This window comes from Variovorax sp. GW460-12-1-14-LB1 (genome assembly GCF_059423605.1).
Window position 1 is genome coordinate 42,637 of record NZ_JBWKYF010000025.1, and the last position, 15,068, is coordinate 57,704.

Here is a 15,068-nt window from a genome sequence, read left to right on the forward strand (position 1 = left end):
GTCGCCGCCTAGCGGCCGCGCGGCAGGCCGCGCCGTTCGGGCTCGTTCAGGCGCGTCAGTTGCGCGTCGGTGAGCGCACCGTGCCCCACCATCTGGACGAAGCCCGACGGGTCGTAGCTCGCCTGCTCCGCCGGCCTGCGCCGCATCTCGGGGGCCTCGGGCGCGCCGGACGCGGGCTCGTTGCCGAAGCCCAGCACGCGCACCGAGAACACCGACGGCAGGCTCTGGCGCGCCGCCGCGCGTTCGCGCTGCATCACGTCCTGCGCCGCCGCCGTGGCCTGCGACGCCGCTGCACTGGCGTTGGTCAGGGCACCGACATTCACCGACGCCACCACCGGCAGCCCCGTGCTCTTGCCCTGCACCGCCATGTTGTCGGCATTCACGATCTGCAGCGCCGCCAGGTTCACGTTGCCCGACACGCGGATGCCCGCCTCGCCCGCGTCGATGGTGCCCAGCGGCGCGATCAGGTCGATGTCGCCGGCCGGCACCTCGGGAATCGGGTTCAGCGTGGCGATGCCCGCGCCCGTGCTCGGCACGTCCGACGACAGCCCCACGTTGCCCCAGCGGTCGTACACGCGCTTGGGCGGCGTGTAGACCACCGTCGTCTTCGAGCCGCGACCGGCGTTGATGTCGCCCTCGGCCGACCAGCCCAGCACGCTGCCGCCGAAGGTGGTCATGATCCGGCTCTGGCCCAGCAGGATGCTGCCCAGCGCGTACAGAGAAATGTCGCCCGCACCCTGCGTGATGACGCCCGGAATCAGCGTGCCCACGGCCTGGGGCGCCGCGCCCTCGATGCCGAACACCTGGCGTCCGCCCGGCGTGAGCAGCGCGATGTCGCCGCCGAACAGCGTGTTGATGCCGGCCGCGCCGAACATCGTGATGTCGCCCCTGTAGCTCGTTCCCGGGAACAGCGACGCGATGGCGTTGCGCCCGCGCAGGTAGCTGCCGTAGCGCACGCCGGCCTCGTCGTTGTATTCGCGCCCGCCCTCCTTCAGCTCGGCGAAGTACACGCCGCGCAGGTAGCTGCGCTGCTGTTCCGGCGGCAGTGCGTTGAAGAAGGCGAGCGCCTCCTGTGCGCCGCCCTTGCCGCTGTAGCCCTGCGAGGCTTCCAGCCAGTTCACCAGGTACAGCTGGCTCGCCTGCCGGTAGTCGTTGGCGAGCACGCGGCGCGGCGTGCCGGTGTCCGCGTCGAGGCGGGCTTGCTGCTGCGCCATCCAGGCCGCCGCGCCGTTGTCGTCGCCGCTGTAGCCATGCTCGGCGCGCAGCCAGTCGCCCAGCGTGAGCTGGCGGTTGTAGTTCTTCACCACCTTGCCGGCCTGGTCGGCCAGCGGCTGGCCGCTCTGCATGAGGTGGGCCGGATCGAGGTAGCGCTGCGCGAAGCCCGTGTAGTCGGGCCCATGGGCGCCCACGCCGGCCAACATCGCGATGCCCGCACCGGGCCGGCTGTCGCCCGGCACCACCGCGCCGAGGCTGCTGACCGAGGCCCTGTTCTCCATGCGGATGTCGCGCCCGGCCGTGATCTCCAGCGTGCCGGGGCCGGCCACGTTGAAGGTGCTGAACAGGATGTCGCGGCCCGCCGAGACCACCGAGATGTCGCCCGGCTTCTGGTGCGCGAACAGGTTGCCGCTGCTCGCGAAGTAGGCCTGTGCAATGCCGCCCGAATCCTCGGCCTGCCCGATGGGCGTGCCGCTCGCCACGATGTCTCGCCCGGCCATCATCCACACCGGCTGCGCGCCCTCGTACCAGGTCTGGCCGGCACGCGTCGCATCGTCAGGCCCGAAGCGCAGGATGCGCCCGCTGCTCACGCCGACCAGGTCGCCGTGCACGGCGTAGAACCGCGCCGGCTGCGTGCCCACCGCTTCACCCGACACCGTGTTGGGGCCGAAGGCGAACAGCGGACGCACGCCGCCGCCGGCCAGGTTGTTGCCACCCGACAGGTTGCCTAGCAACGTGCCGTCGCTGGCGGTGCCCTGGAACGCCGGACGCCGCGGCGTCGCCAGCGCAGAGGCCGCCGCGCCCGACTGGCTCACGGTGTTGCCTCCCGCATAGATCGAGTCGCTGGCCAGGAACTCCAGCATGCCGTGGGCCGAGGGCGCCAGCACCAGCGGCGTGCCCGAGCCGGTGTTGTCGAAGGTCGCCGCATCGCCATAAAACAGGCTGCCGCTGGCGGCCACCGCACTCAGGATCGAGGGGTACACGAAGGCCGAGTCGGTCACGGGTACGCCCGCGCCACCCGTCACCGGCACCAGGTTGCCGCCTGCGCCGAAGAGGCGGATGGCCGTGTGCGGCGTCCACAGGGTGAACCAGCTCTGGCCCTGTCCTGCCAGGCCGTTGGCGCTGAACGGCGTGGCATTGGGGAGGTCGACGCGCGTCGGATCGATCACCCCCTTGACCACCAGGTCGCCACGCGTGGCGAGCGTGTAGTTCGCATCGCCCGGGGCCAACACGATGCCGCCTTGCGCCATGCCGCGGGTTGCCGTGTAGAGGTCGTAGGCGCGGGTCTCGCGGGGCGACTGCGCCCGCTCGGAGAGCCCATAGACCCGGGGCAGGCTGCCGAGGGTGCCTGCCTGCAGCTGCACGTCGCCCCGAAGGTTGACGATGGCCCCGTTGAGCCCGGCGTCGGAGTCACCACCGGCACCCTCGACGTAGGGCGTGTGGAGCGGATTGAAGGCGCCTCCCACGCGCACGAGCACGTCGCCACCGCCCGTCAGGCTCAGGCTGCCGTCGGCCAGCACACGGCCGGTGCCGCCCACCGCCAGCACCAGGCCCTGGCTGCGCCGGCTGTCGGCGTACGAATCTGTCTTGGCGCCGCGCCGTCCCTGCAGGCCCGCGTTGCCGCCCACGTCCACGCGCAGGTCGCCGCCGCCCAGCGTGCCGAAGCCGGTGAAGCCGAGCAACTTGTCGGCCGCCCCGGTCGTGCCGACATACGAGCCGAAGTTGATCCACCACGCCGTGGGCTGGTCCTGCGCGCCGCCGAAGCTGTCGCCCGTGCCCTGGCGCCACAGCCAATTGCCGATGGCGCCGCTGCTGAAGCCCTTGTCGGCGGGGTTCGGCCGCCCCGCACCGCTGCCCCCGGCGACCAGCATCGTGTCGCCGGTCAGGTCGCCGCCGGCCTTCAGCGTCAGGTTGCCGCCGGAGGCGGGGTACCAGGCGCGTGCCAGGTTCTGCGTGCCGCCATCGACGAACTTCTCGTAGCCACCGCTCGCGTCGTTGAGCACCGTGCCCTTGGCGCCCACCGCGCGCGGCAGGTTGTAGGGGTCGCCGGCCCGCGTGGCCTGCGACGAGGCGCCGGCGGTGTACACGCCGAACAGCGAATCCATGCGCAGGTTGCCGGCGGCCAGCAGGTCGAGATCGGCCGCGCCGGTGCGCACCACGCTGAAGCGCGTGCTGCCCGGCAGGTAGCTGTACTCCGGGGCGGCGATGACGCAATAGCTGGGAAGGTCCACGCAAAGCTCCGGGTACTGGATGTCCGCGAAATCGATGGGCTTGCCAGCCATGCTCTCGTCGCCCACGAAGTTGATGGACCCTTCCACGCTCCACACCTCGCCGCCGGGCTTCAGCTTGCCGAACATGCCGTAGTGGCTGTCCGCCAGCCGCAGGTCGCCCCGGCCCGCCGCCGGATGCACCTGCACGATGCGGTTGTCGGCCGCGTTCAGGTCCGCACCCGCCACCAGCCGCACCGACCACGACTGCGAACCTTCGGGCAGCATCGCCGCCGCGGCCCACAGCCTGCCGGCACCGTCCGGGCGCAGGTTCACCGAGGTCACGCCGGCGGGCAGCTTGATGTTGGTCGCGGCCGGGAGCAGCGCGCCCAGCGGCAGCGTGAGGGCGCCGTTGAGCACGAACTTCTTGCCGTCGCCGGGCAGCGGCACGCCCTTGGGCCACACCACGCCCGACAGCGTGGCCGCCGACGGCAGGCGCATGCCGGCCCCCAGCCGCGTGCCCACCGGCAGCGTCACCTTGGCGCCGCTCACGATGCTGCCCGCCGCGAACAGCAGCGCGCCCGCGGCGTTGCGCACGTCGGCGCTCAGCACCGTGCCCACCTTCAGTTCGAGCGCCTTGGCCAGCACGCTGGCCACCGGCATCACCTGCCCGGCCACGAAGAGCGTCGACTTGATCGGCAGGTCGTAGTTGAGGGTGCCGGCGCCCCCCTCGAAGGTCGTGCCGTCGGCCAGCACCACGCCGCCGCGCGGCAGCACGGTGTCGCCGCGCAGCAGGTTGACGCCCGGCAGCAGCAGCCAGCCGCCGTCGTCCGGCGTGGCGGGCGGTGGCGCAAAGCCGTCGTTGATGCTGCCGAAGATGTCGAGGTTGCCGCCCGCGCGAAGGGCCAACGTGCCCACCTCGCCCGAGCCGTACACGCCGGTCTTTTGCGTGTGCGGATTGGCGCTGGCGTAGCGGTAGCCCGACAGGTCGATGTCGCCCTGCACCACCAGGTCGCCGTCGGGTGTCTTGCTCACGATCTGCACGCCGGGGCGCAGGTGGAAGGCGTCGGCATAGCGCGCGTTGTTCAGGCCCGAGAGCTTGCCGTTCATCAGCGCGCCGTTGGCCAGCGCGTGGTCGATGAAGGCCGTGCTCTGCAGGTGTTTGGCGTCGAGGTACGCCTGGTCGATGACCTGGTAGGGCCGGCCGGTGGCCGCGGCGTCGGTGCCGAAGCGTGCATCGTCGTAGCGCCACATGCCGTTCACGGCGATGGAGCGCGCGCCGTCGATGGCGAGGGTGCCGCTGGCATCGATGCGGATGTCGCCGACGGTCTCGCCGGTGCGGCCCGCGTTGAGTTCCAGCGTGCCGCGCGCCCTGCCGTCGTTCTGACCCGGTTCGCCGCCCACCGTGGCGTCGGTGCCGTGGCGCAGGTCGATGCGCGAACCCGAGGCCAACGTGAGCTGGCCGTCGTTCGACGTGAGTTCGACCATCGCGCGGTTCGGCGAATCGATGATCTGGCCGTGGCTGTCCACGCGCAGCGTGCGGCCGTGCGCATCGAGCACCGCGCTGCCGGCCAGCGTGAGGTTGTGCTTCGCGGCCAGGCTGATGCGGCCCACGCGCTCGCCGCTCGCGTCGATGGTGCCGGTGACGGTGAGGCTGCCGTTGTCGAGCGACACGTTCACCTCGCCGGCCTTCAGGCCGTCGCCGATGACAAGGTCGCCCTGGCGCAGCTGGAAGCTGCGCGCGCCGAACACGCCGCCGTCGTTCAGGCGCTGGTTGAGCGCCGCGAACTCGGCGTCGCCGAGCTGCCGCGCGCGCACGTCCACGCTGCCCGCCGCGAACGGCACCCGCGTGCCGCCCGCGTCGTAGTGGCCGCTGCTCGCGCCGAGGATGCGGCCCTGCAGGTCGACCGTGCCGGCGGTATCGTCGAGCGCCATCGCCTTCAGCGTGCCGGCGCGGTTGTTCTTCGCCGAGATGTCGATCACCGAACCCGCCGCCTGCCGCAGGTTGCCGTGCAGGCTTTCGAGCACCACGTCGCCGCCGGCGCTGTATTTGCTCACGTCGTTGAACACCACCTGGCGGCCCGACAGGTCGAGCACCGCGCGGTCGGTCAGCACGAGGTCGCCTTCGGCACCCAGCGTGAGCTTGCCGCTGGGCAGCGCCACGGCGGTGTCGAGCGTCACGTCGCGCCCGCGCAGGCTCAGCTCGGCGCCCAGCGCGGCATCGCCGGTGGCCGCCGCCGGCGCGCCCGCGGGTGCGGCCACGCGCAGCGTGCCGCCCGCCGTGATGCGGTTCACCGAGCCCGCCTCGCCCGTCAGCAGCGGCGCCACGATGCTCAGGTTGCCGCCGCTGTACGCGTAGCCCTTGCCCGCTTCGTACGCGCCCTGCGACTGGTAGACCGAGAGACTGCCCTTGTGGTTGGCGCTCACGCGCTCGGAGGCCTTGAGGTTCACGTCGGCAAAGCCCAGCACCAGGCGACCCGCGTCTTCCAGGCCGCTCGGCTGGCTGTGGGGGCCGTAGCCGAACTCGATGTGCTCGGCCTCGATGTTCAGCGTGCCGCCGCCGGTGCCCGCGCCACCGAGCACCACGGCCGACGGCGCCGTGGTCGCGCCCTGCCACACCAGGCGGCCGGTGCGGATGGTGGCCACGTCGCCCGCGCCGCCCTGGCCGTAGATGGCGGGCGTGGCCAGCACCAGCTGCGCCATCGTCGCCTTGCCGGTGGCGGGGTCGATGGTGTCCAGCGCCGCGGTGCCGAAGAAGTTGACGCCGCCGCTGGCGCTCAACTCCAGCGTTTCGAGCGCGGGCGCGCCGTACTGCCGGTCGCCGCGCAGCAGGCGGTCGAGCAGGGCCTGGCTCATGGCCAGTCCCGGAGGCAGCGTGTGGTTCTGCGCGGCGGCGGCCAGCGCGGCGCTGTCGCCCACGTTGATGCCGCGCACCGCCAGCGTGAGGTGGCGCGTGCCGTAGCGCACCGCCTCGTTCATCTCGAAGCGGTCGGGTGTCACCATGGCGATGGTGCCTTCGGAATACAGCTCGGTCTGCCCGCTGCACGACGCGCTGGCACACACGCCGATCTGCAGGCTGCGGTTGTCCGACGTGGCCTGGGTCTGCGGCACCGGCAGCGTGCTCACCCGGCCGTTGGAGACCATCAGCATCTGGCCGGTCGCGGCGTAGACGAAGCCGTCGCCGGCATCGTAGGCGGCCTTGCCACGGCCCAGGGTGTGGATGCGCGCGCCCTGCTCAACGACCACGCCGAGCGGCGTGCCCTCGGTCGCGCCCACCGCGGCCAGGAACACCTCGGGTGCGGACAGCACCGCCCCCTGGCGCAGCACCACGCTCTGCCCGCCGTCGCCGGTCTGGATGACGTTGCCGCTCTGCCCATAGTCGGCGCCCTGCAACCCGCCGATGACCAGGCGCGACGCGCCCATGCCACTGAGCGCGCCCGCATCCAGCGTGACGCCCTGGAAGCCCGCCGTCGCCGACGCGCCGGCCGCGACGATCTCGAGACCGAGCTGCTCCTCGCTGCTCGTGGCCACCACGGAACCGCCCCGCCCGCCCTCGCCCACCTGGAAGCGCGCCGTGCCGTCGAAGCGCAAGGCCTCGGCGCCCGCACCGGGCGCGAGCTTCAGGTGCAGGTTGCGCGCGTCCGCCGGCAGCATGGCGCGCGGCACGCCCACGCGCAGCGCGTCGGCGCGCACGAAGTCGCCGTAGCCCATCTCGTTGTATTGCGAGTAGCTGCGCAGCACCTCGCCCGAAGTCACGATCGCCTGACGGAACAGCGTGTCGCCGATGCCGGTGCGGCCCACGCCCAGCTGCGCGGCCGTGAGCCACGAGCCGTTGCGCATCGCCAGCGTGCCGGTGGGCGCGCCCAGGCCGGCCGCGCCGTTCAGCTCCACGCGGAAGGCGCCTTGCTGCAGCGCATAGGTCGAGGGCATCAGCGTGTAGGTGCCCGCGGGCAGACCCGGCACGCCGGCGCCGATGGTGATGTGCTGACCCACGAGCGGATCGACCGCGCCCTTCTCCGCGCCGGTGGGTGCCACTGCCGGCTGCACGCCGGGCACGATGGCATACACGGGGTTGGTCGCGAGCCCCGGCAGCGTGAAGCCGCCGCGGGCGCCGACCTGCATCAGCGGGCTGAAGCGCGCGTCGGTCGAGCCGCCGCGTCCGCTCACGAAGCCCGCGCCCCGGAGGTTGCCGCCGCCCGACAGGTCCAGCGTGGCGCCTTCCTGGCCCTGCACACTGGCCCCCATGAACGTGAGGCCGATCGTCTGGTTGCGCTTGTAGGTGTCGCCCGCGCCCACGCCGGTGAGCTTGACCTGCTTGCCGTCGTACAGGTAGTTGATGCCGTCGACCGTGCCGCCATAGGGCATATCCAGCCCCTCGCCGCTCACCGAGGTGAGGCTGCCTGGCAGCAGCCTGACCTGCGTGGTGAGCGCATCGCCGAGCGTCAGCTGCCCGAGCGGCACCCGCACCACGCCGCCCTGCTCGATGACGCCGGCGCGCAGCGACAGGTCGCCGAAGGCCGAGTACGGCACCTCCGGGCTCGCACCCGTGCCCTCGATGCGCAGCACCGTGTCCGGCCGGTAGGTGCCGTCCGGCGCCAGGCCCGCGGACACCAGCGCCACCACGCCCGTGGCCGGGTAGATCTGCGCGGCGCGCAGGGTCAGGCTGCCGGGCACGACCAGGCTCGTGGAAACGCCGACGTCCTGTCGGCCTTGCAGAAAGCGCATGTCGCCCGTGCTGGCCAGCGTGACATGGCCGAAGGCGGCCAGGTCGACCGTGGGCGACTCGCTCGCGCTGTCGAGCACGGGGACCTTGCCATTGACGCCGAAGCCCATGCCGTCGCGGATGTCGATCAGGTCGCCGGCCACATCGAGGCGGGCGCCGGACGGCACGCGCACCACACCGCCTTCGGCGAGGGGCGCCCTCAGGACTTCACGCGTGAACGACGGCATCGCGCCGGCCAGCCGCACGTGCGCGGCCGACAGCGCCACGTGCGCGTCATCGGGTGCGTTCGTGCCGAGCGCGAGGCCGCCGGCGTAGATCTGCAGGCCCTGCCGCATGCGCAGGTCGACGCCGTCTTCGAAGGCGAGCGTGGAGCCTGCAAACAGCGAGAGGGTATCGAAGCCGCCGCGCCGGACCGTGTCGGTGCCCAGCCGGCCCTGACCGTAGGCGAGGGCCCCGTCGTCGACGCCGGCTTGCAGAGTGTCGGGCGCAAGCGGTGCGCCCTGTTCCACACCCAGCACCAGCACGCGGTGCCGGCGCACGCGGTCTTCCGCCTGCTGCAGCGGGTCCAGGTGCAGGCGCAGGCCCGGCGTGCCGAGCACCACGGCCAGCGTACCGCCGGCCGCGCGCTCGCCGCCCGCGACGGCGCGCAGGGTGCCGTCCAGCTGCAGCCCGTTGTACGACGCGAGCGAGATGCTGCCGCCGTTGCTGGCGACATCGGTGGCGCCCAGGCCGGGCACGTCGAGCACCGCATGCGTGCCCGAGGCATCGAGCAACGCGCCCGGGCGCACGACGACGAAGTTCTGCGACGCGGTGGCCTTGCTTCCCACCGGATCGATCTCGCCGCCGACCACGATGCTGCCGCCGTCGCGCACCAGGCCGTAGCGCTTGCCGGTGGTGTCGGTGGCGGTGGCCGCATGTGCCGACGCATCGAGCACCGCCTGCCCGCCGATCCAGATCGAGCGGGCATGGGCCGTTGCATTGGCAATGTCGGCCTCGAGGTCGGTGATGTCCACCGTCTTCAGCACGATGCGCCCGCCGTTCGCGCGCAGCGTGCCGTCCACCGTGAGCTGGCCGGCGCTGCGCACCTCGATGGCCTGGCCCGGGTCGACATGAATCGCCGCGCCCTTGCCCACCACGGCCTGCACCGTCGGCAGCTCCTTGGCGAGCGTGGTCGTCGTGCCGGCCTGCAGCGACAGGCTCGCGCCCTTGCGCTGCGTGAGCACCGCTTGGGTGGCGTCTTCCTGGTAGAGCGGCGGCGTCCACACCTCGAGCGCGTCGGCCGGACGGCTGCCGGTGGCGATGTCCTGCGCGTGGGCGCCGAAGCGGTACACCGGCATCGTCACGTCGATCCGCGCACCGTCGGCCACGGTGAGGCCGTGGTTGCCGATGAGCGCATAGCGGCTGAAGCCCTTGTCGAAGAAGCCGGCGTCGAGCATCAACGTGTCGGCCTGCGCCGTGCCCGAGGTGTCGCCGATGGCGACGCGCATCGTCTGCACGGTCAGCGTGCCGCCGCCGTCCACGCCGTGGCCGCGCAGCACCGCGCCGTCGAGCGCGACATGGCCGCTGCCCGTGTTGAAGCCGTCCGCCTCGAGCGTGACGCTGCCGCCCTTGCCGCCTTGCTGTTTGGCCTTCGACAACAGCGCCGCGCCGGACGACACGTCGATGACGCTGCCGGTGCCCAGCACCACGTCGCCGGTGCTGCGCACGGACACGCTGCCGCCGTTGCGGTAGGCCACGCCGCCCGCGTCGGCCGGGTTCGTCAGCAGATGGGTCCACAGGCCGCGGGTGTCGAGCGTCGCGCCGCCCGCGAGCACCACCGAGGTCGTGCCGCCGTCGGGCGCGGTGAGCGTGCTCGTGTCCTTCAGGTAGTTGAGGCTGACCTGTTCGAGCACGTTGCCCAGCTGGATGCCGCCGCCGCGCGCGACGAGGTCGGCGTTGACCTTCACGTTCGGGCTGTACAGCACGAGGTGGCCGCCGTCGCCGACCTGCAGCGCCTTGTCGACCGCGATGCTGTCGGTGGCCGCGATGCGCACCGCGCCCAGGCCAAAGCCGCTGAGCTGCGTCGCATCGAGCACCAGCGTGTCGCGGCGCTCCGCGGGCAACACCGTCGAGAGGTCGAGCCCCGCCGCAATGCCTTCGGCCGTGTCGCCGAGCACCACGTTCTTGATGCCCGCTGCATCGAGCCGCCGGTGGATCGCACCGGCCGTCTTGTCGTAGTACGCGTCGTAGCGGCCCACGACGAGCTGCCCGCGCTGCGCCGCCGCGCCGGTCGACTGCTGGTAGCCATCGAGCCCGGCCTGCCGCGCCTGCGTCTGCCGGTCGCCCTGGAAGGTCTCGCCGACGATCGCGCCTTCGAGCACCGCGGCCTGGGTGCCGACGATGAGCAGGCCGGCATCGCGGCCCACGGTGTAGCCGCTTTCCAGCCGCGTCTGCGGGCCGATCAGCGGGTTGTAGAAGAAGCCCGTCGTCTTCTTGCCCCAGCGCGCGTGCTCGTCTTCGAAGCCCTTGTAGACGCCCGTGTAGCGCAGGTCGCCCGGCGCCTTCGACACTTCGTACAGCCGCCCGTCGGCGCCCTTGAGCCAGCTCTGGTTGAGCCTGCCCGTGAGCACGTCGAGCGTGCCGCCCGAGATGTTGATGCTCGCGCCGCGCTGCGTGACCAGCTCGCCGCCGCTGAAGCCCACCACGCCGCCCTGCGCCATCCACTCGCCCACGCCGTGCGCCTGCGTGCCGAGGTAGCCGCCCACCTCGAGCAGGCCACCGCCGGTGTACCAGCGCTCGCCCTGGTAGCCGCCGGTGCCGCCGGGCACGAAGACCAGCGAGCGCCGGTCGATCCACAGGTCGTTGTTGTTGAGGTTCTTGCTGTCGCGGTTGAGCGGCGCATCGCGCTGCTCGTTGCCCTGCACGTTGATCTTGATGTTGTTGGATTCCATCGCGAGCTTCACGCCCACCGCGCCCGACACGTCGATGCGTGCGCCCTCGCGCACGAGGCTGCGCTGCTTCGCGTCGACCACCACCTGGCCACCGGTGGCCAGCGTGAGCGAGCCGGCCTGGAATTCGACCGTGCCGCCGCTGGCGACTTCGACGCGCGACAGGTCGCGGCGGTCGTTGCCCGCCAGCACGATGCTGCCGGTGCCCAGCTGGACCGCCGGCGCCATGAGCCCGGCGCGCTGGCTGTCGAGCGCGGTCGCGCCGCCGGTGTCGAGCACGATGGCGGTGGTGCTGCCTTCGCCGAGCGCGACCTTGCCCGTGGCGCCAATCGCGTTCAGATGCACCGTGCCCCGTGCGTTGACCGAGGTGCTGGAAAGGACGACGCCGCCCTGCACCACTTCGCGCCCGGCCAGCGTGACGTCGCCGGTGGTCGCCTGGATCAGCCCGGTGTTGCGCACCGTGCCCGCCGGGCTGTTCGTGTCCAGCGTCACCGCGACTTCGTTGCCGCGCGTGGTCGAGCCCAGGTTGCCGTCGGTGCCCACGCCCTTGCGGATGGTGAAGTGGTCGCCCGCCGCGAGCATCGTCTGCCCGCCGGGCGTGGCGATCTCGCCGGCGTTGTGCACTTCGCTGCCCAGCAGCAGCACATAGCCGCCGCCCTGCGTGGCCGAGCCCGGCGCGGGCGTGGAAAGGCGTGCGCCGGGCTGCACCTCGACACGGCCTTGCGCGTTTTTGAAGTTGGGCGCGCTGCCGTTGGCGTACACGCCGTGGGCCTGAAACTGCGCGTCGTCGATCTGCGCCGCCGCGGCCACGAGGTTGCGCGTGTCGACCTGGCTGCTGCCGCTGAACACGATGCCGTTGCGGTTGGCGACCATCACCGTGCCGTCGGCCTTGATCTGCCCCTGGATCTGCGAAGGCCGCGCCTGCGGGTCGTTCACCTTGTTGAGCACCGCCCAGTCCTTGCGCTGCGCGAAGGCCACGGTGGTGTTGCGCCCGACGTTGAAAGTCTCCCAGTTCAGGATGGCCTTGTCGGCCGTCTGCTCGACGGTGACGACCGTGCGGCCGTCGACCTGCCGCTGCGAATCGCCGGTCAGCGCGCGCGCATTCGACCAGCCGGCAGTCAGCGAATTCGTGTCGACCTTCAGGCCGCCTTCGGCCAGGCCGTCGGGCACCGAGGGGTCGTTCTGCGCGGCGCGCCGCGCGGCCGCTTGTGCCGCCTGCTGCGCCGCGATGCCGCGCGCTGCGAGGTTCAGGTTGCCGATGGACTGCTGCAGCTGCTCGCTCGCGCGCTGCTGCTGCGCGAGCGGGCTCGTGAGCTGCGCCGCCGGCAGCCCGTTGGGCATCAGGCCGGTGGCCGTGGCCGTGGCCTGCGCCGCGCCCTTGGCGTTGAACCAGCTCGGGCTGAAGGCGCGCTGCGCATGGGCCGGCGCGGCGGCGGCTCCGGCGGCCAGTGCCAGCGCCATGGCCTGTGCCAGCGGCGAAATCCGGAAGCTCCTCGCCTGCACGGCAGCGCCCTGGCGGCGGCTGCGGTGTCCCTCGTGTGTGTTCATCTGACGCCCAGTAAAGAATGAAATGCACCGGCACGGAATCCGTGCCCCTTACTGGACAGACCGACAGACGCAAACAAAACCGCTAACTTTTTGGACCAATCCTGAGTGCACGCGAGGGCCAATCAGGCTGTCACATTCATCAGCTAAGGAGCAGCACGCCGCCCGGCAGTGCACGCACTTCAAGGTCGTACGAGCGCTGGATCTGCACCAGCACCGTGTCGAGCGAAGCGATGGCGAAACGCCCGCTGACTTCGCGCCCGGCCAGGCGCTGCGCCAGCAACACCACGCGGCCCGGCCGATAGCGGTTGATCTCCTCGATCACGTGCGCCAGCGGCGTCTGCCGGAACACCAGCACGCCGCTGCGCCAGGCCGAGGCCTCGCGGGTGGCCACAGCCGCCACCGGCCCGAGCGAACCCGCGTCGTACAGCACCTGCTCGCCGGCCTGCAGTTCGCGCGTGCCCTTCGCGTGCGTGACGCGCACGCGCCCTTCGAGGCAGGTCACGCAGCCCCGGCCCGCGAGGTAGCGCACCTCGAAGCGGCCGGCCTGCGCCTCGCTGCGGGCCGCGCCCGCCACGACGCCGAAGGGCTGCGGCCCGGCCACCAGATCGACCGCCGCCTCGCCCGCGATCAGGTCGATGCCGACGACGCGGCCCTCGACGCTGCGGCGCTGCACGCTGGTCTGCGTGTTGAGCACCAGGTCGACGCCCTCGGCCACCTGCACCGCGCGCTGCTCGCCGGTGGCCGTGCGGTAGTCGGCGTTCCACTCGCCGAGCGACGGCCACAGGCCCAGCGGCGGAGAGACCACCGCCACGCCCGCGGCCCCGGCCGCGCCCACCGCCGCGCCGAGGAACGCGCGGCGCGCAGCCACCGGCCGCGCCGACAGCACGGGAGCTCGCTGGACCTCGGCCGGCATGCCGCCGATGGCCGGGTCGAGCGCCTGCCACAGGCGCCGGGCCTGCGTGAGCGCAGGCTGGTGCAGGGGATTGCCATCGCGCCAGCGGCGAAAGCCCTCGACGTCGTGCTGCGTGGCCGCGCCGGACGACAGCCGGCGCAGCCATGCCTGCGCTTCGCGCAAGGCCTGGGCGTGGGCGTCGGACGGGGTCATCGGGGCGTCAACCCGCGCGCGTTGAAAGATGTCGCATACCCATGAGACGGCTCTCGAGGCGGTGAACCGCACTTTATTTTTCATGCGGCTCCTTCGCGTCGGGTGTGCGGTCCGCCCGGCCCATGCGGGCGGCGATGTGGTCATGCGCTTCCTTGAGCTCCTTCTCCACCGTGCGCAGCGAGATGCCGAGCCGCGCCGCCACCTCGCGCTGCGGCAGGTGCTGCCAGCGCACCATCACCAGCACCTGCCGACGCCGTGGCGGCAGGCGCTCGATGAGCGCGCGCAGCGTGGCCAGCTCCGCGCGGTCCTGCGCGATCTGCGCGGGCCCCGGCGCGGGGTCGGGCGTTTCGTCGAGCAGCGCCTCGATCTCGTCCGACGTGGCCAGGCGCCCCTGCTTCGCGACCTGGTCGTAGGCCAGGTTGACGGCCACGCGCAGCAGGTAGGCGGCGGGGTCGTGCACGCCGTCGATGTCGTCGCGGCTTTCCAGGCGCAGCCAGGTGTCCTGCAGCGCGTCGCCGGCGCGCTCGGCGTTGCCCAGCCGCCGCGCGAGCCGCTGCTTGAGCTCGTCGTAGCGCGCGACCAGGAAGTCGCGCAACGCGGGCAGCGCGTTCTCGGGCATGGCGGTGGCGTCAGTGCCGCACCGGGCACTCGAGCCCGGGCGTCTGCGAGCGCGGCAGGATCAGCATCGTGAGCGGCTGCGCCATGTCCGGCGGCGGCGCGCGGTCGATGCGCAGCTGCCGCAGGGTGTCGAGGATGGCGTCGTCGCGCGCGCGCTCGCCGCTGGTGTGCAGCAGGAAGGCATGGGCGATGCGGCCGGTGCCGTCGATCACGAAACGCATCGCCGCGCGGTAGCCGCCCGGTGCTGCGCGCGGGTGGGCGCACAGGGCTTCCCAGATGCGGGTCTGGACCAGCCCGTCGTAGCCGCGGTGCGTGGTGGCGGGCGCGGCCTGCACCGCATCAGTCGGACGTGCCGGCGCAGGCACAGCCGGAGTGAGCCGGAGCACGAAGGCGGTCGTGGTCCCCACGCCGGCGTCGTCGGCAACCAGGCCCGTGCCCGCGAGCAGCGCATCGAGGGCGGCCTGCGCATCGAACAGGCCGTGCACGGGCGCGGCTTGGCGTCCGGCCACGCGTTCGGCATCGAAGAACACCGGCAGGCCGGTCGCGCGGCCGTACTGCTCCAGCGCCGCGGCCAGCGGTTGGGCCGCGATGTCGAAGGCGATGCGCGCCGCCTGCGGCCGAAGCGGCGCCGCATCGGACTGCGCGCGAGCGCTCATCCACGGCCCGGTCATGCAGGCGACCAGCGCGATGCCGGCCAGGGAGACGAGAGGAAAAGAAGGAGGTGC

Annotated in this window: 4 protein-coding genes; all 4 read right to left on the bottom strand. The window is 72.4% G+C overall.

The genetic code is table 11. The annotated features are described in order from the left end of the window. Nucleotides 1-8: 8 nt before the first annotated feature. Nucleotides 9-12,620 (bottom strand): filamentous hemagglutinin family protein, encoded by a 12,612-nt coding sequence (locus tag AC07Y4_RS15055; protein ID WP_495274794.1) that lies wholly within the window; start codon nucleotides 12,618-12,620, stop codon nucleotides 9-11. Between the two features lie 139 nt (nucleotides 12,621-12,759). Then, a complete protein-coding gene (locus AC07Y4_RS15060) occupies nucleotides 12,760-13,725 on the bottom strand; it encodes a FecR family protein (protein ID WP_495274795.1) in 966 nt (321 codons plus the stop codon). 73 nt (nucleotides 13,726-13,798) lie between these two features. Further along, nucleotides 13,799-14,344: an RNA polymerase sigma factor gene (locus AC07Y4_RS15065; RefSeq protein ID WP_495274796.1), complete on the bottom strand. Its 546-nt coding sequence runs from the start codon at nucleotides 14,342-14,344 to the stop codon at nucleotides 13,799-13,801. Nucleotides 14,345-14,354: 10 nt separating this feature from the next. Then, complete coding sequence (locus AC07Y4_RS15070) at nucleotides 14,355-14,999, bottom strand: TonB C-terminal domain-containing protein (RefSeq protein ID WP_495274797.1); 645 nt, start codon at nucleotides 14,997-14,999, stop codon at nucleotides 14,355-14,357. Nucleotides 15,000-15,068: the final 69 nt, after the last annotated feature.